This is a genomic window from Kocuria sp. LUK (assembly GCF_021012935.1).
GTDB lineage: Bacteria > Actinomycetota > Actinomycetes > Actinomycetales > Micrococcaceae > Kocuria > Kocuria flava.
On the sequence record NZ_JAJMZI010000003.1, the window covers coordinates 427959 to 448322 of the forward strand.

Below are 20364 nucleotides of genomic sequence, written 5' to 3' on the forward strand. Positions count from 1 at the left end.
CTTGCCCCTCTGCATACAAAGTGCGTACTGTGGTGCGCATCACACGAGGGAGGAGCCCCATGTCCCACCAGCCGCACGTCGGCGCCGCGGATCCCGCCGCGGGCGTCGACTTCCCGACCGCGCAGCGGTCGCCCGAGTTCCAGGAGCTGCGCCGGACGCACCGCAGCTTCGTCTTCCCGCTCGCCGTCGCGTTCCTGGTCTGGTACCTGCTCTACGTGGTCCTGGCCATGTACGCGCCGGACCTGTTCACGATCCAGGTGATCGGCAACGTCAACCTGGGCGTGCTGCTCGGGCTGCTGCAGTTCGTCACCACCTTCGCGATCACGGGCGCGTACGTGTCCTTCGCCAACCGCAAGCTCGACCCCAAGGCCACGGCGATCCGCGAGGACCTCGAGTCCCGCCAGGCGGGCGCCGCCGGTCGTCCCGGACAGGAGAACTGACCGATGCCCCACCTGTACACCGCGGCCGCGCCCCTGGTCCCGGCCGCCGCCACCGAGACGGTCGGCACCCCGTGGATCAACATCTCGATCTTCGGCGCCTTCGTCCTCGTCACCATGGTCGTCGTGTTCCGGGCCTCGAAGTCCACGCAGACGGCGGCCGACTACTACGCCGGCGGACGCGGCTTCACCGGCACCCAGAACGGCCTGGCGATCGCGGGCGACTACCTCTCGGCGGCGTCCTTCCTGGGCATCGTCGGCGCCATCGCGGTGCAGGGCTACGACGGCTTCCTCTACTCCATCGGCTTCCTCGTGGCCTGGCTCGTGGCGCTGCTGCTCATCGCGGAGCTGCTGCGCAACACGGGCAAGTTCACCATGGCGGACGTGCTCTCCTTCCGCCTGCGCCAGCGCCCCGTGCGCGTGGCCGCCTCGATCTCCACGCTCGCGGTCTCCGCCTTCTACCTGCTGGCCCAGATGGCCGGCGCCGGCGCGCTCGTGTCCCTGCTGCTGGGCATCGGCTCCAAGGCGGGGCAGTCGCTGGTGATCGTCGTCGTCGGTGCGCTGATGATCGTCTACGTCCTCGTGGGCGGGATGAAGGGCACCACCTGGGTGCAGATCATCAAGGCCGTGCTGCTCGTCACCGGCGTGGCCGTGATGACGGTGTGGACCCTGGCGCTGACCGGCTTCAACTTCTCCGAGCTGCTCGGCGAGGCCGTGGCCACCTCCGGCAACCCGGAGATGCTCGAGCCCGGCCTGAAGTACGGCGTGAGCGAGACCAGCAAGCTCGACTTCATCTCCCTGGGCCTGGCCCTCGTCTTCGGCGCCGCCGGCCTGCCCCACGTGCTGATGCGCTTCTACACGGTGCCCACCGCCAAGGAGGCCCGCAAGTCCGTGGTCTGGGCGATCGCCCTGATCGGCCTGTTCTACCTCTTCACCCTGGTGCTGGGCTTCGGCGCGGCGGCCTACATCGGCGCCGAGCGCATCCAGGCGGCCCCGGGCGGGGTGAACTCCGCGGCACCGCTGCTGGCCTTCGAGCTCGGCGGCCCGCTGCTGATGGGCATCATCGCCGCCGTGGCCTTCGCCACGATCCTCGCGGTCGTCGCGGGCCTGGCCATCACGGCCTCGGCCTCCTTCGCCCACGACATCTACACCAGCGTGATCAAGAACGGCGACTCGGACCCGCGCCAGGAGCTGAAGGTCGCCAAGACCACCGTGGTCGTCATCGGCATCGTCTCCATCCTGGGCGGCATCGGCGCCCAGGGGCAGAACGTCGCGTTCCTCGTGGCGCTCGCCTTCGCGGTGGCGGCCTCGGCCAACCTGCCGACGATCCTCTACTCCCTGTACTGGAAGGGCTTCACGACCCGCGGGGCCGTGTGGTCCATGTACGGCGGCCTGATCATCTCGGTGGGCCTGATCATCTTCTCCCCGGTGATGTCCGGCACGGAGACCTCGATGATCCCGGGCGCCGACTTCGCGTGGTTCCCGCTGCAGAACCCGGGCATCGTCTCGATCCCGGCGTCCTTCCTCCTCGGCTTCATCGGCTCCGTCACGGAGCGGCGCGTCGAGGACCCCGTCAAGCAGTCCGAGATGGAGGTGCGCTCCCTCACGGGCATCGGCGCCGAGAAGGCCGTCTCGCACTGACCCACCCGCTCCCACCTGGGACGACGCACAGCCCGCCCGGAACCCCGTTCCGGGCGGGCTGTGCCGTTGCACATCCGTGAAGGACAGGGCACTGACTTTCAGGTACTGTGGAGTCAGCGGCTCAGGGAGTTCACAGCTTCCGGGCCGGAGACCGCACAGGACCACGCAACACGAAGGGAAACTGACATGGGAATTCTCGGTTGGATCGTCCTCGGCCTGATCGCCGGCGCGCTCGCGAAGCTCATCATGCCGGGCAACCAGGGCGGCGGCATCATCGTCACCATCGTCCTCGGCATCGTCGGCGCCCTGCTGGGCGGCTTCCTCGGCTCGCTCATCGGCATCGGCAGCATCGACAGCTTCTGGGACCTGGGCACGTGGATCACCGCGATCGTCGGCGCCCTGATCGTCCTGTTCATCTGGGGAGCCGTCACCGGCCGCAAGCGCCACTGACACCCGCACCCGGATCCACGGGGCCCCGCACGCCGGCGACGGCGCGCGGGGCCCCGCCGTCGTCCCGGGCCCGGCGGCCGGACCCGACACCCGCCCCGGCGGGCGAGGGCCCCGGGGTGGGGAATACTGGGACCCATGACCTCCCCCGCCGCCCCCCGCACCCGCCCGACCCCCGAGCTGCAGGCCCTGGCCGCCGCGGGCCCGCGCCGGATCGCCGTGCTGGGCGCCACGGGCTCCATCGGCACGCAGGCGCTCGACGTCGTGCGCGCCGCCCGGGCCCTGGACGGGGGCGGCCCCTTCGAGGTCGTCGCCCTCGCGGCCGGGGCCGGGCGCCTCGAGCTGCTCGCCGAGCAGGCCGTCGAGACCCGCGCGCAGCTCGTGGCCACGAGCGGCACCGGCGAGGACGCCGACCGGCTCGCCGGCCTGATCGCCGAGCGCGCGGGCGCCGCGGGCGCGGGCTCCTGGCGCCCGGAGATCCTCCACGGCCCCGGCGCCGCCGCTGCGGCCGCCGCCCACCCGGGCGCCGATCTCGTGCTCAACGGCATCACCGGCTCGATCGGGCTGGCCCCCACGCTGGCGGCCCTGCGGGCCGGGCACCGGCTCGCCCTCGCCAACAAGGAGTCCCTCGTGGCCGGCGGGGCGCTCGTGCGGGAGGCGGCCGCGGCCACCGGCGACCCGGACGCGATCGTGCCCGTGGACTCCGAGCACTCCGCCCTCGCCCAGGCCCTGCGCGGGGGCACCGCCGCGGAGGTCGACCGGCTCGTGCTCACCGCCTCCGGCGGGCCGTTCCGCGGCCGCACCCGCGCCGAGCTCGAGGCCGTGACCCCGGAGGAGGCGCTGCGCCACCCCACCTGGGACATGGGCCCGATGGTCACCACGAACTCCGCGACCATGGTCAACAAGGCCCTCGAGGTGCTCGAGGCCCACCTGCTCTTCGACGTCCCGCTCGAGCGCATCGACGTGGTGGTCCACCCCCAGTCGGTCGTGCACTCGATGGTCCAGTTCGTCGACGGCTCCACCCTCGCCCAGGCCTCCCCGCCCGACATGCGCCTGCCCATCGCCCTGGGCCTCGCCTGGCCGCACCGCGTGCCGGGGGCGGCCCGGCCCTGCGACTGGACCCGCGCGGCCACCTGGACCTTCGAGCCGCTGGACGCCACGGCGTTCCCCGCCGTCGAGCTCATCAAGGCCGCGGGGGAGCGCGGGGGCACCTTCCCGGCCGTGTTCAACGCGGCCAACGAGGAGGCCGTCCACGCCTTCCACGCCCGGCGCATCGGCTTCCCCGGGATCGTCGACACCGTGCGCGCCGTGCTCGAGGACCACGACGAGGACGGGCCGCTCACGCTCGAGGCCGTGCTCGCCGCCGAGGAGCGGGCCCGCCGGCTCGCCCGCGCGCTCCTCTCCCGCTGAGGGCCGCACCGGTCCCGGCGACGGGGACCGGACCCGCCGTGCTAGTCTGTCGGCCGGATGACGAGTCCCAGCACCGAGCCCTGGCTTGCTGGGCGGCAACCCTCTCCCGTAGTGGGGTGCCCCAGGTGAACCATCCGGCCACGGCCGACGACGGCCGGCGGCAAGTACGGCTCGACGCCCGCCGCGCTCCGCACCGCGCGCCGATCGACCGTGGCCGCCGGACCCCGGCCCTGCTGACCTCCGCACATCACGGATCCACGGAAAGGCACCCCATGCGATCGCAGCGCCTCCCCCTCCTCGCCCTGGCCACGACCCTCGGCCTCACCCTCACCGCCTGCGGCGGCTCCGCCGAGGAGTCCTCCGGCGAGGGCGCCCTCGCCGACGGCAAGGTCACCATCGGGGTGGTCGGCACCGACCCCACCCACGACGCCCTCAAGCAGCTCGCCGAGGAGCAGGGGATCACCGTCGAGTACGTCGACTTCTCCGACTACAACCAGCCCAACCCGGCCACCGAGTCCGGCGACGTGGACATGACCTGGTTCCAGCACATCCCCTTCCTCGCCGACTACAACAACTCGGCGGGCGGGTCCATCACCCCGGTCGGCTCGACCTCCATCTACCCCCTGGGCCTGTACTCGAACCAGTACGACTCCGTGGAGCAGTTCCGGGAGGGCGACGAGATCGCCGTCCCCAACGACGCCGTGAACCTCTCCCGGGCGCTGATCGTGCTCGAGTCCGCCGGGCTGATCGAGCTCACGAGCGACACCCTCATCCCCACGGAGCTCGACGTCGACACCGAGGCCTCGAAGGTGCGCGTCACCCCGGTCTCCGCCGAGCAGACGGTGCTCTCCCTCGACTCGGTCGCCGGCTCCGTGATCAACAACGACTTCCTCTCCCGGGCCGACATCGACCCGAAGTCCGCCCTGGCCCAGGACGACCCCGAGGCGGAGGGCTCCCGCGCCTACGTCAACCTGTTCACCACGACCGAGGAGCTCGCCGACGACGAGACCCTGAAGCAGGTGGCCGGCCTCTACCACGAGCAGCCCGTGATCGACGCGGAGATGACGGAGACCAAGGGCACCGCCGTGCCGCTGCAGCTGGAGCAGGAGGAGCTGCGCGAGCTCACCGAGCGCTACCAGCAGGAGCTGAAGGACCAGCAGAAGTGAGCGCGGCCGAGCCCGGCCGGCCGGGCCCGCCCGGGCGCCCCGGTGAGGTGCTCGTGTCCTTCCGCGAGGTCTCCAAGGTCTTCCGCACCGGCAGCGGGCGCGCCGCCCGCGAGGTGCGCGCCGTCGACGACGTCACCCTCGACGTCCACCGCGGGGAGATCTTCGGGGTGATCGGCTACTCCGGCGCCGGCAAGTCCACCCTCGTGCGGCTGATCAACGGCCTCGAGCCCGTCACCAGCGGCTCCCTGACCGTGGCCGGCGTCGAGGTCGCCGGGCGCACCGAGACCGAGCTCGCCCCGGTGCGCCGGGACATCGGGATGATCTTCCAGCAGTTCAACCTCTTCACCTCCCGCACCGTGGCCGGCAACGTCGAGTACCCGCTCAAGCGCGCCGGCTGGGACAAGGAGCGGCGCCGGGAGCGGGTCGCGGAGCTGCTGGAGTTCGTGGGCCTGGCCTCGCGCGCCGGCAACTACCCCGAGCAGCTCTCCGGCGGGCAGAAGCAGCGCGTCGGCATCGCCCGCGCACTGGCCACGAGCCCCGAGCTGCTGCTCGCCGACGAGTCGACCTCGGCCCTGGACCCGGAGACCACCCAGGAGGTCCTCCAGCTGCTCCAGCGGGTCAACCGCGAGCTCGGCATCACGATCGTGATCATCACCCACGAGATGGACGTGGTGCGCACGATCGCCGACCGCGTGGCCGTGATGCAGGACGGCCGGGTCGTGGAGCACGGCCCCACCGTCGACATCTTCGCCCGCCCGCGCACCGAGACGGCCCGGCGCTTCGTGTCCTCGGTGATGCACACCGTCCCGGACGAGCGCGACCTCGAGCGGCTGCGCCGGGCCCACCGGGGCCGGCTCGTGATCGTCGACGTCGGCGACGGCATCGACATCGGCGGCCCGCTCTCCGACGGCGCCGCCCACGGGGTGCGCTTCACCATCGCCTACGGGGGGATCAGCGTGCTGCAGGAGCAGTCCTTCGGCTCGCTGACCCTCGAGCTGACCGGCCCGGACCCGGCCGTGCAGGACGTGGTCGAGCAGCTGGGCCGGGTCACCGAGGTGCGGGAGGTGGCGGCGTGACCAACGACTGGTCCCTGCTCGGGCCCCAGCTGCTGAGCGCGCTGGGGGAGACCCTCTACATGGTCGCCGCGACCCTGCTGCTGGCGGGGGTGCTCGGCCTGGTCGTCGGCGTCGGGCTCTACGTCACCCGCCGCGGCAACATCCTGGAGAACCGGGCGGTGCACTCGGCGATCAACGTCGTCGTGAACTTCGTGCGGCCCATCCCGTTCATCATCCTGCTCGCGGCCCTCGGGCCCCTCACGCAGAACGTCGTGGGCACCCGGCTGGGGCCGAACGCGGCGATCTTCGCGATGACCATCGGGGCGATGTTCGCCGTGGCGCGCATCGTGGAGCAGAACCTGATGAGCGTGGACCCCGGCGTCGTCGAGGCCGCCCGCTCCATGGGCGTGTCCCGGTGGCGGATCATCACCACCGTGATCCTGCCCGAGGCGCTGGGCCCGTTGGTGCTCGGCTACACGTTCCTCGTCATCGGCATCACCGACATGTCCGCCATGGCCGGTGCGATCGGCGCCGGCGGCCTGGGCGACTTCGCGCTGCGGCTGGGCTACCAGCGGTTCAACGACGAGGTCACGTGGGCGGCGGTCGCCGTGATCGTGGTGCTGGTCCAGCTGGTCCAGTTCGCCGGCAACCACCTGGCCCGGCGCATCCTGCGCCGCTGAGCGCACCGGGCGCACCGACGGCCGGCCCCACCCGCGCAGGGAGGGGCCGGCCGTCGTCGTCCCCGGCTCCCGGGCCGCTCCCGGCCCCGGTCCGGGCGCCGCCCGGGCCGATGGTGCACACTGGTTCCCGCCGTGCCTCGCACGGCACCGCCCCGGCGCCCGCCGCGGGCGCCCGACGACCCCGGAGGTCCCCGGATGGGCACGGCCCTGTTCCTGGTGGGCGTGGTGCTGGCCGCCGTGGCCATCGCCGCCTCGATCGCGCTGCACGAGCTCGGCCACCTGGTGCCCGCCAAGCTGTTCGGGGTGCGCGTGACCCAGTACATGGTCGGCTTCGGGCGCACCCTCGTGTCCGTCCGGCGCGGGGAGACCGAGTACGGGCTCAAGGCCGTCCCGCTGGGCGGCTACGTGGCGATGGCCGGGATGTACCCGCCGGCCGCGGACGGCGCCCCCGCCGTCGCCTCCCGCACCGGCTTCCTGCAGCAGCTCGCGGCGCAGGCCCGCACCGCGGACGAGGAGCGCACCGGCCCCGCGGGGGACGGCCGCGAGTTCCACCGCCTGCCCGTGTGGCAGCGGGTCGTGATCATGCTGGGCGGGCCCGTGATGAACCTGCTGCTGGGCACCCTGTGCCTGACCGTGCTGCTCACCGGCTTCGGCACCCCCACCCCGACCACCACGGTCGCGTGGGTCGCCGAGTGCGTGGTGCCCGCCGAGCAGCAGGCCGCCGGGCGCACCGAGTGCGGCCCCGGGGACCCGCCGGCCCCCGCCAACGCCGCCGGGCTGCGCCCGGGCGACGTCGTGACCGCCGTCGACGGCGCGCCGGTGGGCTCGTGGACCGAGCTCACCGAGCGGATCCGGGACCGGGCGGGGAGCCCGACCACCCTGGTCCTCGAGCGCGGGGACCGCACCGTCACGGCCGAGCTCACCCCCGTGGCCACCTCCCGGCCGGTCCTGGACGCCACCGGCGCCGCGGTGACCGGGCAGGACGGGCAGCCGCGCTACGAGGACGCCGGGTTCATCGGCATCAGCCCCACCAGCGAGCCCGTCCGGCAGCCGGTCGGGGCGGTCCCGGGCGCGGTCGCCGACGCGCTGGGCCGGATCGCCGGGGTGGTCCTGCACCTGCCCGAGCGGGTGGTCGAGGTGGGCCGCGCCGCCTTCGGGGACGCCCCCCGGGACCCCGACGGGCCGATCTCCGTGGTCGGGGTCGGCCGCATCTCCGGGGAGATCGCCGCCCACGAGGAGATCGCGCTGCGGGACAAGGCGGCCTCGCTGGTCGGGCTGGTCGGCTCCGTGAACCTGGCCCTGTTCGTCTTCAATCTGCTCCCGCTGCTGCCCCTCGACGGCGGGCACATCGCCGGGGCCCTGTGGGAGCAGCTGCGCCGCGGCACCGCCCGCGTGCTCGGCCGCGCGGACCCCGGGCCCTTCGACCCGGCCCGCCTGCTGCCCCTCACCTGGACCGTGGCCGCCCTGATGATCGGGGTCTCGGGGCTGCTGGTCTACGCCGACGTGGTGGCCCCGGTGCAGCTGTTCTGAGCGCCCCGGGCGGGGCGAGCCCGGGGTCGGGGTCGTCACACCGTCCCCCGCCCCCGGGGACCCATGGGGCACAATGGAGGACGACGACGGGCCCGCCCGCGGGCCCCGCTGCCACCGCTCGACGTCCCCGCCCTCGACTCCTCGGAGGAACTCCTTGACCCCGGTCAGCCTCGGCATGCCCGCCGCGCCCCAGCCCGTCCTCGCCCCCCGCCGGAAGACCCGGCAGATCCGGGTCGGGTCCGTCGGCGTCGGCTCCGACTCGCCGGTGAGCGTCCAGTCGATGACCACGACCCCCACCACGGACATCAACGCGACCCTGCAGCAGATCGCGGAGCTCAACGCCGCCGGCTGCGACATCGTCCGGGTGGCCTGCCCGTCCCAGGACGACGCCGACGCGCTGCCGATCATCGCGAAGAAGTCCCCGATCCCGGTGATCGCCGACATCCACTTCCAGCCCAAGTACGTCTACGCCGCGATCGACGCCGGCTGCGCCGGGGTGCGCGTGAACCCGGGCAACATCCGCAAGTTCGACGACCAGGTCGGACAGATCGCCCGCGCCGCCAAGGACGCCGGGGTCTCGATCCGCATCGGCGTCAACGCCGGATCGCTCGACCAGCGGATCATGGACAAGCACGGCAGGGCCACCCCCGAGGCCCTCGTCGAGTCCGCCGTGTGGGAGGCGTCGCTGTTCGAGGAGCACGACTTCCACGACTTCAAGATCTCCGTCAAGCACAACGACCCCGTGACGATGGTCCGCGCCTACCAGCTGCTCGCCGAGCGCGGGGACTGGCCGCTGCACCTGGGCGTGACCGAGGCCGGCCCCGCCTTCCAGGGGACCGTCAAGTCCGCCACGGCCTTCGGCGCGCTGCTCTCCCAGGGCATCGGCGACACGATCCGGGTCTCCCTCTCCGCCCCGCCGGTGGAGGAGGTCAAGGTCGGCGCGCAGATCCTGCAGTCCCTGGGCCTGCGCCCCCGCAAGCTCGAGATCGTCTCCTGCCCCTCCTGCGGCCGCGCCCAGGTGGACGTCTACAAGCTCGCCGACGAGGTCACCGAGGGCCTCGAGGGCCTCACCGTGCCGCTGCGCGTGGCGGTCATGGGCTGTGTGGTCAACGGCCCGGGGGAGGCCCGCGAGGCCGACCTCGGCGTGGCCTCCGGCAACGGCAAGGGCCAGATCTTCGTCAAGGGCGAGGTCGTGCGGACCGTGCCCGAGGACCGGATCGTGGAGACGCTGCTGGCCGAGGCCCACCGCATCGCCGAGGAGATGGCCGCCGAGGAGGACGCGGAGGCCACCGGCCCGGCCGGGCCCGTCGTCACCGTCGGCTGAGCGGGAACCGGGACGAGGGCGCGGAACGGGGGAGCGGGGCCGTGAGGACGCAGGGCAGGCTCGCGCAGCGGCTCGTGCCGGCCGGGGAGGTGGACGAGGCCGGGCTGGACCGGCTGCTCGACGCCGACCCGGTCGCGCACGCGTTCGTCGCCGCCCACGTCGACGCCCACCGCGCGAGCCGGGGCGGGCGCGTCCCGCCCGTGCTCGGCACGGCCGGGCCCGACGGCGTGCTCACCGGCGCCTGCTGGGTCGGCACCAACGTCGTGCCCGTGGCCCTCGACGAGGAGGGCATGGACCTCGTGGCCGGCCACCTGCGCCGCGGCGGCTCCCGGCACGCCTCCCTGTTCGGCCCCGCCGAGCCGGTCACCGGCCTGTGGGAGCGGCTGCGGCGGTCCTGGCCCCGGCCCTTCGACGTCCGCCCCGTCCAGCCGCTGCTCGCCCTCGACCACGACCCCGCCGTCGAGGCCCACCCCGGGGTGCGCACGGCCGGGCCCGAGGACCTGGCGGCCGTGCTGCCCGCCAGCATCGCGATGTTCGAGGAGGAGGTCGGCTACTCGCCGACCGCCGGCGGGGACCGCGGCTACCGGGACCGGGTGCGGGGGCTCGTGGAGTCCGGGCGCTGCCTCGTGCTCACCGGGGAGGACGGCCGCGTGGTCTTCAAGGCCGACCTCGGCTCCGTCGCCCGGGGCGTGGCCCAGGTCCAGGGCGTGTGGGTCGACCCGGCCCACCGGGGCCGCGGGCTGGCCGTGCCCTGCATGGCCGCCGCCGTGCGCCTGGCCCGCCGCCGCACCCCCGTCGTGAGCCTCTACGTCAACGACTTCAACGCCCCCGCCCTGGCCACCTACGCCCGCGTGGGCTTCGCCCGCGTCGGGACCTTCGCCACCGTCCTGCTCTGAGCGCGGACCCGGGCGCCCTGCCGCCCGGCGGGGGTGTAGATTTGACCGGAATGCGCGGCGCTCCGGCGCCGCCCGACCCCACCACGCCCCGGGCCCGGCACCACCGTGCGCCGCCCTCCCCGGGAGAAACGGAGCCCACGTGGCGCTGCGCCTCTCCTCACTGTTCCTGCGGACCCTGCGCGAGGACCCGGTCGACGCCGAGGTCGACAGCCACCGCCTCCTGGTCCGCGCCGGCTACATCCGCCGCGCCGCCCCGGGGATCTACACGTGGCTGCCGATGGGCCTGCGGGTCCTCGGGAAGGTCGAGCGGATCGTGCGCGAGGAGATGGACGCCATCGGCGGCCAGGAGGTGCACTTCCCCGCGCTGCTGCCCCGGGAGCCCTACGAGGTCACCGACCGGTGGACCGAGTACGGGGAGAACCTCTTCCGGCTCAAGGATCGCAAGGACGCGGACTACCTGCTCGCGCCCACGCACGAGGAGATGTTCACGCTGCTCGTGAAGGACCTGTACTCCTCGTACAAGGACCTGCCCGTGACCCTGTACCAGATCCAGACCAAGTACCGCGACGAGGCCCGCCCGCGCGCCGGGCTGCTGCGCGGGCGCGAGTTCGTCATGAAGGACTCCTACTCCTTCGACGTCGACGACGCCGGCCTCGACGAGTCCTACGCCCGCCACCGCGCCGCCTACGTGCGGATCTTCGAGCGCCTCGGCCTGCCCGTGGTCGCCGTCTCCGCCCAGTCCGGGGCGATGGGCGGGTCCCGCTCCGAGGAGTTCCTGCACCCCACCGAGGTCGGCGAGGACACCTTCGTGCGCTCGCCCGGGGGCTACGCGGCCAACGTCGAGGCCGTCACCACGGTCGTGCCCGACGAGCTCGACCCGGGGGCCGCCCCGCCGGCGCGCGTGCTGGAGACCCCCGACAGCCCCACCATCGAGACGCTCGTCGAGCGCTCCAACGAGCTGCACCCGCGCCCGGAGGGCCCGTGGACGGCCGCGGACACCCTCAAGAACGTGGTGCTGGCCGCCGTGCTGCCCGACGGCACCCGCCGGCTCGTGGCCGTGGGCCTGCCCGGGGACCGGGCCGTGGACCTCAAGCGCATCGAGGCGGGCCTCGGCGCCGCCCTCGAGGTCTCCGGGGAGCTGCTCGTCGAGCAGGCCACCGACGAGGACCTGCGCGCGTGCCCGCTGCTCGTCAAGGGCTACATCGGCCCGGGCCTGGCCCTCGACCAGGCCGTGCTGGGGGAGGACTCCGGCACCGGCATCCCCTTCTTCGTCGACCCGCGCGTGGTGCGCGGCACCCGCTGGGTCACCGGCGCGAACGTCTCCGGCAAGCACGTCTACGACCTGACCGCCGGGCGCGACTTCACCTGGGACGGCGTCCTGGAGTGCGCCGAGGTCCGCGAGGGCGACCCCGCCCCGGACGGGTCCGGGCCCCTGGAGGCCGCCCGCGGCATCGAGATGGGCCACATCTTCCAGCTCGGCCGCAAGTACGCCGAGGCCCTCGGGCTGAAGGTCCTGGACCGCAACGGCAAGCTCGTCACGGTCACCATGGGCTCCTACGGCATCGGCGTCACCCGCGCCGTCGCCGCCCTCGCCGAGGCCTACCACGACGACAAGGGCCTGGTGTGGCCCCGTCACGTGGCCCCCGCCGACGTCCACGTCGTGGCCACCGGCAAGGGCCCCGAGGTGCTCGAGGAGGCCGAGCGCGTCGTCGCCGAGCTCGAGGCCGAGGGCCTCGAGGTCCTCTTCGACGACCGGCCCAAGGTCTCCCCGGGCGTGAAGTTCGGCGACGCCGAGCTGCTCGGCGTCCCGACCGTGCTCGTCGTGGGCCGCGGCCTGAAGGACGGCGTGCTCGAGCTCAAGGACCGCGCCACCGGCGCCGCCGAGGACGTCGCCCGGGAGGGCGTCGCCGCCGTGGTCGCCGCCGCCGTGCGCGGCTGAGCCCCGTGGCGGCCCTCGGGGACCTGCTGGGTCCCTCGGGACTCGCCCAGGCCGACCCCTCGGTCCTGCTCCTGCTCGCCGCCGCCGGGCTCGCCGCCGGCTTCGTCGACGCCGTGGTCGGCGGTGGCGGGCTGCTCCAGCTGCCCGTGGTGCTCATGGTCCCGGGCATCAGCCCGGTCCAGGCGCTGGCGACCAACAAGCTGGGCTCCGTCTTCGGGACCGCCACCAGCGCCCTGACCTACTACCGCCGCACCTCCCCGGACCTGCGCACCGCCCTGCCGATGGCCGGGGTGGCGCTCGCCGGCAGCTTCGGCGGCGCGGCCGTGGCGGCGGCGCTGCCGGCCGAGGTGTTCCGCCCGGTCATCCTGGCCGCGCTGCTCGCCGTGCTGCTGTTCACCGTCGCCCAGCCCACGGTCGGGCAGCTGACGCAGCTGCGGCACGCGGGGGCCCGCCACTACGGGACGGCCGTGGCCATCGGCGCGGTGATCGGCTTCTACGACGGGGTGATGGGCCCGGGCACCGGGTCCTTCCTCGTGATCGCCATGGTCACGCTGCTGGGCTACAGCTTCCTCGCCGCGAGCGCCAAGGCCAAGATCGTCAACCTCGCCACGAACGTCGGGGCCCTGGTGTTCTTCTTCGGCCACGGCTCGGTGCTGTGGGGCCTCGGCCTCGTGCTGGGGGCCGCCAACATGGCCGGCGGCTACCTCGGGGCGCGCACGGCGGTCGCCCGGGGCGGGCGCTTCATCCGGGCGGTCTTCCTCGTGGTCGTCTCCGTGCTGATCCTCAAGCTCGGCCTCGACGTCCTGCGCGGGGCCTGAACGGCCCCGCGCCCGCCCGCCGCCGTCACGGCCCGGCCGGGTCCTCGCGGACGATCCCGGGCAGGGCGTCCACCGCCCCGGTGAGCCCGGCCTCGAGGCCCGCGGCCCGGCGCAGGGACTCCAGCGCCCAGCACCGCTGCGCGGTCCCGCCGCGGCCCAGCACGTGGGCCGCGGCGGCCTGGACGTCCTCGGCGACCGTCACGGCCGCCGCCGCCGGGTCCTGCGCCCACCCGCGGGGCAGCACGTAGGCCCCGGCCCGCAGACCGGGATCGGCCGCCACGGCCGCCCGTGCGGGGGGTGCCTCCAGCAGCTCCTGCAGCCCGTCCGCGACGCCCGCCGGCACGGCCGGGGCGCCGTCCGGGGCGGTCCCGCGGGCGGCCAGGGCCGGCAGCGCGTACACGGCCCGGTCCAGGGCCGACCACAGCACCGCGGCCGGAGCGGTGCCGTCGCCGTCGTCGTCGCCCCCGGGGTCGCACAGCGGGGCGGCCGGCCCGCCGGCGGTGTGCGCGGCGCCCACGGCGCGCGCGGCCGCCGCGGAGCCCAGGACCCGGGCCGTGGCGGGCTCCGGGACCGTCAGGGCGTCCCCGGCCAGGTCCCGGGCCGAGGCGGCGAGGAGGGCCGCGGCGCCGGCCGGTGCCCCGGCGGACCCGGTGCCCGGCCCGGGAGCCGGGGCGGGGGAGCGCAGGCGGTCCGCGGCCGCCGCCGCGCGCTCGTCGGGGGCGGGTCCGAAGGCCTCGCGCTGGGCCCGCAGGTCCGCCCGCAGCCGCTCGTCCACCGCCGGGGCCCCCAGCGCCGGGGCGTCGAGCAGCTCGCCGGTGCCCTGCCACGCCCGGGCGCGGGCGGTCTCGGCCGCGGGCACGGGCCGGCCGCTCGCCAGCCACCACCCGGCGGCCAGGCCCGCGGCCAGCAGCAGCGCCAGGAGGGCCGCCACCACCGCCGCCGGCCGGGGGCGGCGGGAGCGCGGGACGGGCTGGTCCACGGGGCGGCTCCTGGAAGGGGGGAGGAACGGGCGAGGGCCCGGGCCGGGGTGGGGGCCGGGCGCGCGTTCAGCATAGGATCTCCAGGACCGGGCCGCCGGCAGCGCCGCCCGCGCGCCCCGGCGGCGTCCCGGGCAGGACCGACAGAGCAGCCAGGAGGAACCCGTGAGCGAGCACAGCACCACCGGCCCGGAGTCCCGCGAGCGCCTGAGCGCGCTGCTCGGGCCCGTCGTCGAGGCCTCGGGGCTGGTCCTGGAGGACGTGGCGCTGAAGACCTCGGGCACGGGCCTCGTGCTGCAGGTGCTCGTCGACCTGCCGGAGGGCCTCGAGGGCGGGGTGGACCTCGACCGCATCGCGGAGGTCTCCCGGGCGCTGTCCGAGGAGCTCGACCGGGAGGACCCGGTGCCCGGCTCGGCCTACGAGCTCGAGGTCTCCTCCCCGGGCGCCACCCGCGAGCTGACCCTGCCGCGGCACTGGCGCCGCGCCGTGGGACGTCTCGTGCGCGTGAACCCGGTCGAGGGGGAGAGGTTCACCGCCCGGCTGCTGGAGGCCGGCGAGGACGCGGTCGTGCTCCAGCGCAGCCACCAGGCGAAGAAGGGCATGCCCCCGCGCCTGCTCGAGCCCGAGCGCTGGGAGCTGGCGGACGTGCGCCGGGCCCGCGTGGAGGTCGAGTTCACCGACTGAGCCGGTGCCCGGCGGGCGAGTGTAGGATGACCCGTTGACACCGCGGCGCCGCACGGCGCCGCACTGGGCAGCGCCCATCGAGTGCAACGACACGGAACGTGCGCACACGGCCCCCGGCAGCGCTCCGTCCCCCGCGGCGGTGCGCTGCTGCGTCTGCCGGGGGCCGACACGCGAGGAAGGCCGGACATGGACATCGACATGAGCACCCTCCGACTGCTGGAGCGTGAGCGCGACATCCCGGTGGACCTGCTCATCCCCACGATCGAGCAGGCCCTGCTGCTGGCCTACCAGAAGTCCCCGGGCGCGCTGCCGGGGGCGCGGGCCGAGATCGAGCGCCGCACCGGGCACGTGACCATCTGGGCGCCCGAGCTCGACGAGGAGGGCAACGCCGTCGGCGAGTTCGACGACACCCCGGCCGGGTTCGGGCGCATCGCCGCCTCCACGGCCCGCCAGGTCATCCTGCAGCGGCTGCGCGACGTCGAGGACGACGCCGTGCTGGGCCACTTCAAGGGCCGGGAGGGCGAGCTGGTCTCCGGGCAGATCCAGCAGGGGCACAACCCGCACATGGTGCAGGTCGACCTCGGCACCGTCGAGGCCGTGCTGCCCCCGCACGAGCAGACGCCGGGGGAGAAGTACCCGCACGGGGCGCGGATCCGCGCCTACGTGGTGGAGGCCAAGCGCGGGATGAAGGGGCCCTCGATCACGCTCTCCCGCTCCCACCCCGACCTCGTGCGGCGGCTGTTCGAGATGGAGGTGCCCGAGCTCGCCGACGGCACCGTCCAGATCATGGCGGTGGCCCGCGAGGCGGGGCACCGCACCAAGATCGCGGTGCGCGCCACCCGGCCGGGGCTCAACGCCAAGGGCGCGTGCATCGGCGAGATGGGCTCGCGCGTGCGCGCCGTGATGAACGAGCTGCACGACGAGAAGATCGACATCGTCGACTTCTCCGAGGACCCGGCCCGCTTCATCGCCAGCGCCCTGTCCCCGGCGAAGGTCTCCCGGGTCGAGGTCCTCGACGAGCGGGGCCGGTCCTCCCGGGCGGTGGTCCCGGACGACCAGCTCTCGCTGGCCATCGGCAAGGAGGGCCAGAACGCCCGCCTCGCCGCGAAGCTGACCGGCTGGCGGATCGACATCGTCCCCGCCTCCCGGCACGGCGCCGGCGCCTGAGCCCGGGAGGGACACCCGCCCCGCCCCGCCCGCTCCGTCCGGGCCCGGGCGGAGCGTTCGCGCGCCCAGGATTCGGCCTGGGGGCCGCACCGCGATAGACTGGTCAGCGGTCAGACCGTTGGTGGTCCCTGTCCGGCGCCGGGCGACCGCGCCACCGGGGCGTCCCGACGTCCCGGCACGCAGCCGCCAGGGCAGTGAGGAGAGCGAACGCGAAGTGAGCGCGACCTCCCGCCGCACGTGCGTCGGATGCCGGACCACCGAACACCCTGACCAGCTCGTACGTGTGGCGACCGAGACGACCGGGAACGGCCCGCGGGCCGTCCTCGACCCGTCCGGGCGCCTCGGCGGTCGCGGAGCCTGGCTCCACCCCTCCCTCGAGTGCCTCACCACGGCCCTGCGCCGGCGCGCCTTCGGGCGGGCCTTCCGGGGCCCGGTGGACACGGAGGACCTCGCCGCCGAGCTGGACGCCCTGCTGTCCTCCCGGACGGCCCCGCGACCGGGCGCACGAGTGCCGACCACGGCCGTCCCCGGACGGCAGCCCGCACGGTCCGAGCGGACCGAGGACCACGTCCCCCGGCGGGCCGGAACTGGAAAGCGAGTCAGAGAACCCATGGAAAACCGATGAGTGCCCAGCGATGAGCGCCTCGTTGTGCTCTGCCAACGGCCTCCCGCGTCCCCGCGCCGTCGTCGACGGCCGGACGGGCTCAGGGAGCCTCAACGGAAAATAACTGGTTCGTGCCTGTTTCGGTGCGGACCGAGACAGGAGAGAAGTGGCCAAGCCCCGCGTTCACGAGCTCGCGAAAGAGCTCGGAATAACGTCCAAGGAAGCGATCTCCACGCTTCAGTCACTGGGTGAGTTCGTCCGAGGCGCGTCCTCGACCGTCGAGCCCCCGGTCGCCAAGAAGCTCCGCTCAGCGTTCGCCGGCAAGGCCGAGCGCGCGGCGGAGCCCAAATCCGCGCCGAAGCCCGGCACCAAGCCGGCCCCGAAGCCCGCCACCGGCGCCCGCCCGGGTGCCGGCACCAAGGCCGGTGCGCCCGCCCCGGGCGCCGCGGCCCCGAAGCCCGGCGACAAGCCCGCCCCGCGGTCCGCCGAGCCCACCGCCGAGCGCCGTGCCCCGCAGCCCCCGGCCGCGGAGCGCCCCGCCCAGGACCGTCCGGCGCCCGAGCGCCCGGGCACCTCGCGTCCCGCCCCCGGCGGCCGCGCGCCCAGCCCCGGCCCGCGCCCGGGCAACAACCCGTTCGCGGCCCAGCAGGGCATGTCCCGGGGCGGCTCCGCGCCGCGTCCGGGCGCGCCCCGCCCCGGCGGCAGCGGCCCGCGCTCCCAGGACGGCGCGCCCCGCCCCGGCGGGCCCCGTCCCGGCGGCCCGCGTCCGGGCAACAACCCGTTCGCCGCCCAGCAGGGCATGCGCTCCGGCCGTCCGCAGGGCCAGGGCGGTCCCCGCCCGCAGGGCGGTGCACCCCGTCCGGGCGCGGCCGGCCCCCGCCCGCAGGGCCAGGGCGGCCCGCGTCCCCAGGGCGGTCCCCGCCCCGGCGGCCCGCGCCCCAGCCCGAACATGATGCCCGGGCACACCACCGGTGTCGCCCCGATCGGCTCCCGCCCCAGCGGCGGCGGCGGCGGTCCCCGCCGCGGCGGCCCCGGTGGCGGCGGCGGGTTCTCCCGTCCCGGCGGCGGCCCCGGCCGCGGCGGCCGCGGCGGCACCCAGGGCGCCTTCGGGCGCGGCGGTGCCCGCGGCAAGCAGCGCAAGTCGAAGCGGGCGAAGCGCCAGGAGCTCGAGCAGATGAAGGCCCCGACCGTCGGCGGCGTCTCCGTGCCCCACGGCGACGGCACCACGGTCGTGCGGCTGCGCCGCGGCGCGTCGCTGACGGACTTCGCGGAGAAGATCAACGCGAACCCGGCCTCGCTGGTCACCGTGCTCATCACGCTCGGCGAGATGGCCACGCAGACGCAGTCCCTCGACGAGGAGACCTTCCAGCTGCTCGGCGCCGAGCTGGGCTACAGGATCCAGGTCGTCTCCCCGGAGGACGAGGAGCGCGAGCTCTTCGAGTCCTTCGACATCGACCTCGAGGCCGAGGCCGCGGCCGAGGGCGACGACGTCCTCGAGGCGCGCCCCCCGGTCGTGACGGTGATGGGCCACGTCGACCACGGCAAGACCCGCCTGCTCGACGCGATCCGCAACACCAAGGTGATCGAGGGGGAGGCCGGCGGCATCACGCAGCACATCGGCGCCTACCAGATCGAGACCGAGGTCGACGGCCAGGACCGGCAGATCACGTTCATCGACACCCCGGGCCACGAGGCGTTCACCGCCATGCGTGCCCGCGGTGCCCAGGTGACGGACATCGCCGTGCTCGTGGTCGCCGCGGACGACGGCGTCATGCCGCAGACGGTCGAGGCGCTCAACCACGCCCAGGCCGCCGGCGTGCCGATCGTGGTGGCGGTCAACAAGATCGACAAGCCCGAGGCGAACCCGGACAAGATCCGCGGCCAGCTCACCGAGTACGGCCTGGTCCCCGAGGAGTACGGCGGCGACACCATGTTCGTCGACGTCTCCGCGCGCCAGAACCTCAACATCGACGACCTGCTGGACGCGATCGTGCTGACCGCCGACGGCGCGCTCGAGCTGCGGGCGAACCCGGACAAGGACGCCCGCGGCGTGGCCATCGAGGCCAACCTCGACAAGGGCCGCGGCGCCGTCTCCACCGTGCTGGTGCAGTCCGGCACGCTGCACGTCGGCGACGCGATCGTGGCGGGCGCCGCCTACGGGCGCGTGCGGGCGATGTTCGACGAGAACGGCCAGGCCGTGGAGACCGCCGGGCCGTCGCGTCCGGTGCAGGTGCTGGGCCTCGACTCGGTGCCGCGGGCCGGCGACACGTTCATCGCGACCCCGGAGGAGCGCACCGCGCGCCAGATCGCCGAGAAGCGCCAGGCCGCGGACCGCAACGCCCAGCTGGCCAAGCGCCGCAAGCGGATCACCCTCGAGTCCTTCGACGAGGCGGTGGCCCAGGGCAAGATCGACACGCTCAACCTCATCATCAAGGGCGACGTGTCCGGTGCCGTCGAGGCCCTCGAGGACTCGCTGCTCAAGATCGACGTGGGCGACGAGGTCCAGCTGCGCGTCATCCACCGCGGTGTGGGTGCGATCACCCAGAACGACGTCAACCTGGCGACCGTCGACAACGCCATCATCATCGGCTTCAACGTCCGTCCCGCCGAGCGCGTGACGGAGCTGGCCGACCGCGAGGGCGTCGAGATGAAGTTCTACTCGGTGATCTACAACGCCATCGACGACGTCGAGAACGCGCTCAAGGGCATGCTCAAGCCGGAGTACGAGGAGGTGTCGCTGGGCACCGCGGAGATCCGCGAGGTCTTCCGCTCCTCCAAGTGGGGCAACATCGCCGGCGCCTACGTCACGAAGGGCATCATGCGCCGCAACGCCAAGGCCCGGCTCGTCCGGGACGGCAGCGTGGTCGCGGAGAACCTCACGATCGAGTCGCTGCGGCGGTTCAAGGACGACGCCACGGAGGTCCGCGAGGGCTACGAGTGCGGTGTCGGCCTCGGGTCGTTCAACGACATCCGCGAGGGCGACGTCATCGAGACGTGGGAGATGCGCGAGAAGCCGCGCGCCTGACCCGTCCACGGGCCCCGCGCACCGCGCGGGGCCCGTTCCCCCGGGGCGTGCGGGCGGCACCCGCCCGCACGCCCCGGGTCCCGTCCGACCGACCCCAGGAGCATCCACCATGGCCGACGCCCCACGCGCCGCCCGACTCGCCGACCGCATCAAGGTCGTCGTCGCCCAGGCGCTCGAGCGCCGGGTCAAGGACCCCCGGCTGGGGTTCGTGACCGTCACCGACGCCCGCGTCACCGCCGACCTGCAGCACGCGACCGTCTACTACACCGTCTTCGGCACCGCCGAGGAGCAGGAGGCCACCCGCGCGGCCCTCGAGTCCGCCAAGGGCGTGCTGCGCAGCGAGGTGGGCCGCAACATCACGGCCCGCCTGACCCCGACCCTGACCTTCGTGGCCGACGAGGTCCCCGTCAACGCCCAGCACCTCGAGGAGGTGCTGCGCGCGGCCCGCGAGAAGGACGCCGAGGTCGCGGCCCGGGCCGCGGGCGCGAGCTACGCCGCGGGCGAGGACCCCTACCGCCGCCCGGCCGAGGAGGACGACGAGTCCTCCGAGGACCGCTGAGCGGG

18 protein-coding genes and 1 riboswitch are annotated in these 20364 nt (G+C 74.6%); of the genes, 17 read left to right on the forward strand and 1 reads right to left on the reverse strand.

Annotated features, from left to right (window positions below):
- Positions 1 to 59 precede the first annotated feature (59 nt).
- The 12 genes from LQU92_RS07495 to LQU92_RS07550 all read left to right on the forward strand — a co-directional run bounded on the left by LQU92_RS07495 (position 60) and on the right by LQU92_RS07550 (position 13343).
- Positions 60 to 440: a DUF485 domain-containing protein gene (locus LQU92_RS07495; RefSeq protein WP_101852630.1), complete on the forward strand. Its 381-nt coding sequence runs from the start codon at positions 60 to 62 to the stop codon at positions 438 to 440.
- Positions 441 to 443: 3 nt separating this feature from the next.
- Complete coding sequence (locus LQU92_RS07500; protein ID WP_058858461.1) at positions 444 to 2078, forward strand: cation acetate symporter; 1635 nt, start codon at positions 444 to 446, stop codon at positions 2076 to 2078.
- A 186-nt stretch (positions 2079 to 2264) separates the two neighbouring features.
- Positions 2265 to 2528, forward strand: coding sequence for a GlsB/YeaQ/YmgE family stress response membrane protein (locus LQU92_RS07505; protein ID WP_058858462.1), 264 nt, complete (start codon positions 2265 to 2267; stop codon positions 2526 to 2528).
- 135 nt (positions 2529 to 2663) lie between these two features.
- Positions 2664 to 3935: a 1-deoxy-D-xylulose-5-phosphate reductoisomerase gene (gene dxr, locus LQU92_RS07510; RefSeq protein WP_230779502.1), complete on the forward strand. Its 1272-nt coding sequence runs from the start codon at positions 2664 to 2666 to the stop codon at positions 3933 to 3935.
- Positions 3936 to 3991: 56 nt separating this feature from the next.
- Positions 3992 to 4108: riboswitch (SAM riboswitch) on the forward strand.
- Between the two features lie 99 nt (positions 4109 to 4207).
- A complete protein-coding gene (locus LQU92_RS07515) occupies positions 4208 to 5101 on the forward strand; it encodes a MetQ/NlpA family ABC transporter substrate-binding protein (RefSeq protein WP_058858463.1) in 894 nt (297 codons plus the stop codon).
- Entirely contained in the window at positions 5098 to 6177 is a 1080-nt protein-coding gene (locus tag LQU92_RS07520) for a methionine ABC transporter ATP-binding protein (protein WP_230779504.1), read from the forward strand. The genes LQU92_RS07515 and LQU92_RS07520 overlap by 4 nt, the downstream gene beginning before the upstream one ends.
- Positions 6178 to 6236: 59 nt before the next feature.
- The gene (locus LQU92_RS07525; protein WP_101853192.1) at positions 6237 to 6836 is read left to right on the forward strand and encodes a methionine ABC transporter permease; all 600 of its coding nucleotides are present in this window, start codon (positions 6237 to 6239) and stop codon (positions 6834 to 6836) included.
- Between the two features lie 195 nt (positions 6837 to 7031).
- Positions 7032 to 8366, forward strand: coding sequence for an RIP metalloprotease (locus LQU92_RS07530; RefSeq protein ID WP_230779507.1), 1335 nt, complete (start codon positions 7032 to 7034; stop codon positions 8364 to 8366).
- Positions 8367 to 8520: 154 nt separating this feature from the next.
- A complete protein-coding gene (ispG, locus tag LQU92_RS07535; protein ID WP_230779510.1) occupies positions 8521 to 9690 on the forward strand; it encodes a flavodoxin-dependent (E)-4-hydroxy-3-methylbut-2-enyl-diphosphate synthase in 1170 nt (389 codons plus the stop codon).
- A gap of 41 nt (positions 9691 to 9731) precedes the next feature.
- Positions 9732 to 10586, forward strand: a complete 855-nt coding sequence (locus tag LQU92_RS07540) for a DUF4081 domain-containing GNAT family N-acetyltransferase (RefSeq protein WP_230779513.1) — start codon at positions 9732 to 9734, stop codon at positions 10584 to 10586.
- Between the two features lie 139 nt (positions 10587 to 10725).
- The gene (locus LQU92_RS07545) at positions 10726 to 12525 is read left to right on the forward strand and encodes a proline--tRNA ligase (RefSeq protein WP_230779516.1); all 1800 of its coding nucleotides are present in this window, start codon (positions 10726 to 10728) and stop codon (positions 12523 to 12525) included.
- Between the two features lie 26 nt (positions 12526 to 12551).
- Entirely contained in the window at positions 12552 to 13343 is a 792-nt protein-coding gene (locus tag LQU92_RS07550) for a TSUP family transporter (RefSeq protein WP_255667294.1), read from the forward strand.
- Positions 13344 to 13368: 25 nt separating this feature from the next.
- Here LQU92_RS07550 and LQU92_RS07555 read toward each other — a convergent pair whose 3' ends face one another.
- A complete protein-coding gene (locus tag LQU92_RS07555; RefSeq protein WP_230779524.1) occupies positions 13369 to 14322 on the reverse strand; it encodes a hypothetical protein in 954 nt (317 codons plus the stop codon).
- Between the two features lie 163 nt (positions 14323 to 14485).
- On the opposite strand from LQU92_RS07555, the gene rimP reads away from it, so the two are divergent.
- The 5 genes from rimP to rbfA all read left to right on the forward strand — a co-directional run bounded on the left by rimP (position 14486) and on the right by rbfA (position 20359).
- Positions 14486 to 15004: a ribosome maturation factor RimP gene (gene rimP, locus LQU92_RS07560; RefSeq protein ID WP_230779526.1), complete on the forward strand. Its 519-nt coding sequence runs from the start codon at positions 14486 to 14488 to the stop codon at positions 15002 to 15004.
- A gap of 186 nt (positions 15005 to 15190) precedes the next feature.
- On the forward strand, positions 15191 to 16171 hold the full coding sequence (gene nusA, locus LQU92_RS07565) for a transcription termination factor NusA (RefSeq protein WP_058858470.1): 981 nt from the start codon (positions 15191 to 15193) through the stop codon (positions 16169 to 16171).
- A 283-nt stretch (positions 16172 to 16454) separates the two neighbouring features.
- On the forward strand, positions 16455 to 16796 hold the full coding sequence (locus LQU92_RS07570; protein ID WP_230779529.1) for a YlxR family protein: 342 nt from the start codon (positions 16455 to 16457) through the stop codon (positions 16794 to 16796).
- 145 nt (positions 16797 to 16941) lie between these two features.
- Positions 16942 to 19800, forward strand: a complete 2859-nt coding sequence (gene infB, locus LQU92_RS07575) for a translation initiation factor IF-2 (protein WP_230779531.1) — start codon at positions 16942 to 16944, stop codon at positions 19798 to 19800.
- Between the two features lie 109 nt (positions 19801 to 19909).
- Positions 19910 to 20359, forward strand: a complete 450-nt coding sequence (gene rbfA / locus LQU92_RS07580) for a 30S ribosome-binding factor RbfA (protein WP_058858472.1) — start codon at positions 19910 to 19912, stop codon at positions 20357 to 20359.
- Positions 20360 to 20364: the final 5 nt, after the last annotated feature.

What these genes read in the sequence shown, in the direction of transcription:
- LQU92_RS07515 (WP_058858463.1), top strand. Translation starts at nt 4,208, where the DNA reads ATGCGATCGCAGCGCCTCCCCCTCCTCGCCCTGGCCACGACCCTCGGC.
- LQU92_RS07500 (WP_058858461.1), top strand. Translation starts at nt 444, where the DNA reads ATGCCCCACCTGTACACCGCGGCCGCGCCCCTGGTCCCGGCCGCCGCC.
- LQU92_RS07525 (WP_101853192.1), top strand. Translation starts at nt 6,237, where the DNA reads ATGGTCGCCGCGACCCTGCTGCTGGCGGGGGTGCTCGGCCTGGTCGTC.
- nusA (WP_058858470.1), top strand. Translation starts at nt 15,191, where the DNA reads ATGGACATCGACATGAGCACCCTCCGACTGCTGGAGCGTGAGCGCGAC.
- dxr (WP_230779502.1), top strand. Translation starts at nt 2,664, where the DNA reads ATGACCTCCCCCGCCGCCCCCCGCACCCGCCCGACCCCCGAGCTGCAG.
- LQU92_RS07530 (WP_230779507.1), top strand. Translation starts at nt 7,032, where the DNA reads ATGGGCACGGCCCTGTTCCTGGTGGGCGTGGTGCTGGCCGCCGTGGCC.
- LQU92_RS07495 (WP_101852630.1), top strand. Translation starts at nt 60, where the DNA reads ATGTCCCACCAGCCGCACGTCGGCGCCGCGGATCCCGCCGCGGGCGTC.
- LQU92_RS07505 (WP_058858462.1), top strand. Translation starts at nt 2,265, where the DNA reads ATGGGAATTCTCGGTTGGATCGTCCTCGGCCTGATCGCCGGCGCGCTC.
- rbfA (WP_058858472.1), top strand. Translation starts at nt 19,910, where the DNA reads ATGGCCGACGCCCCACGCGCCGCCCGACTCGCCGACCGCATCAAGGTC.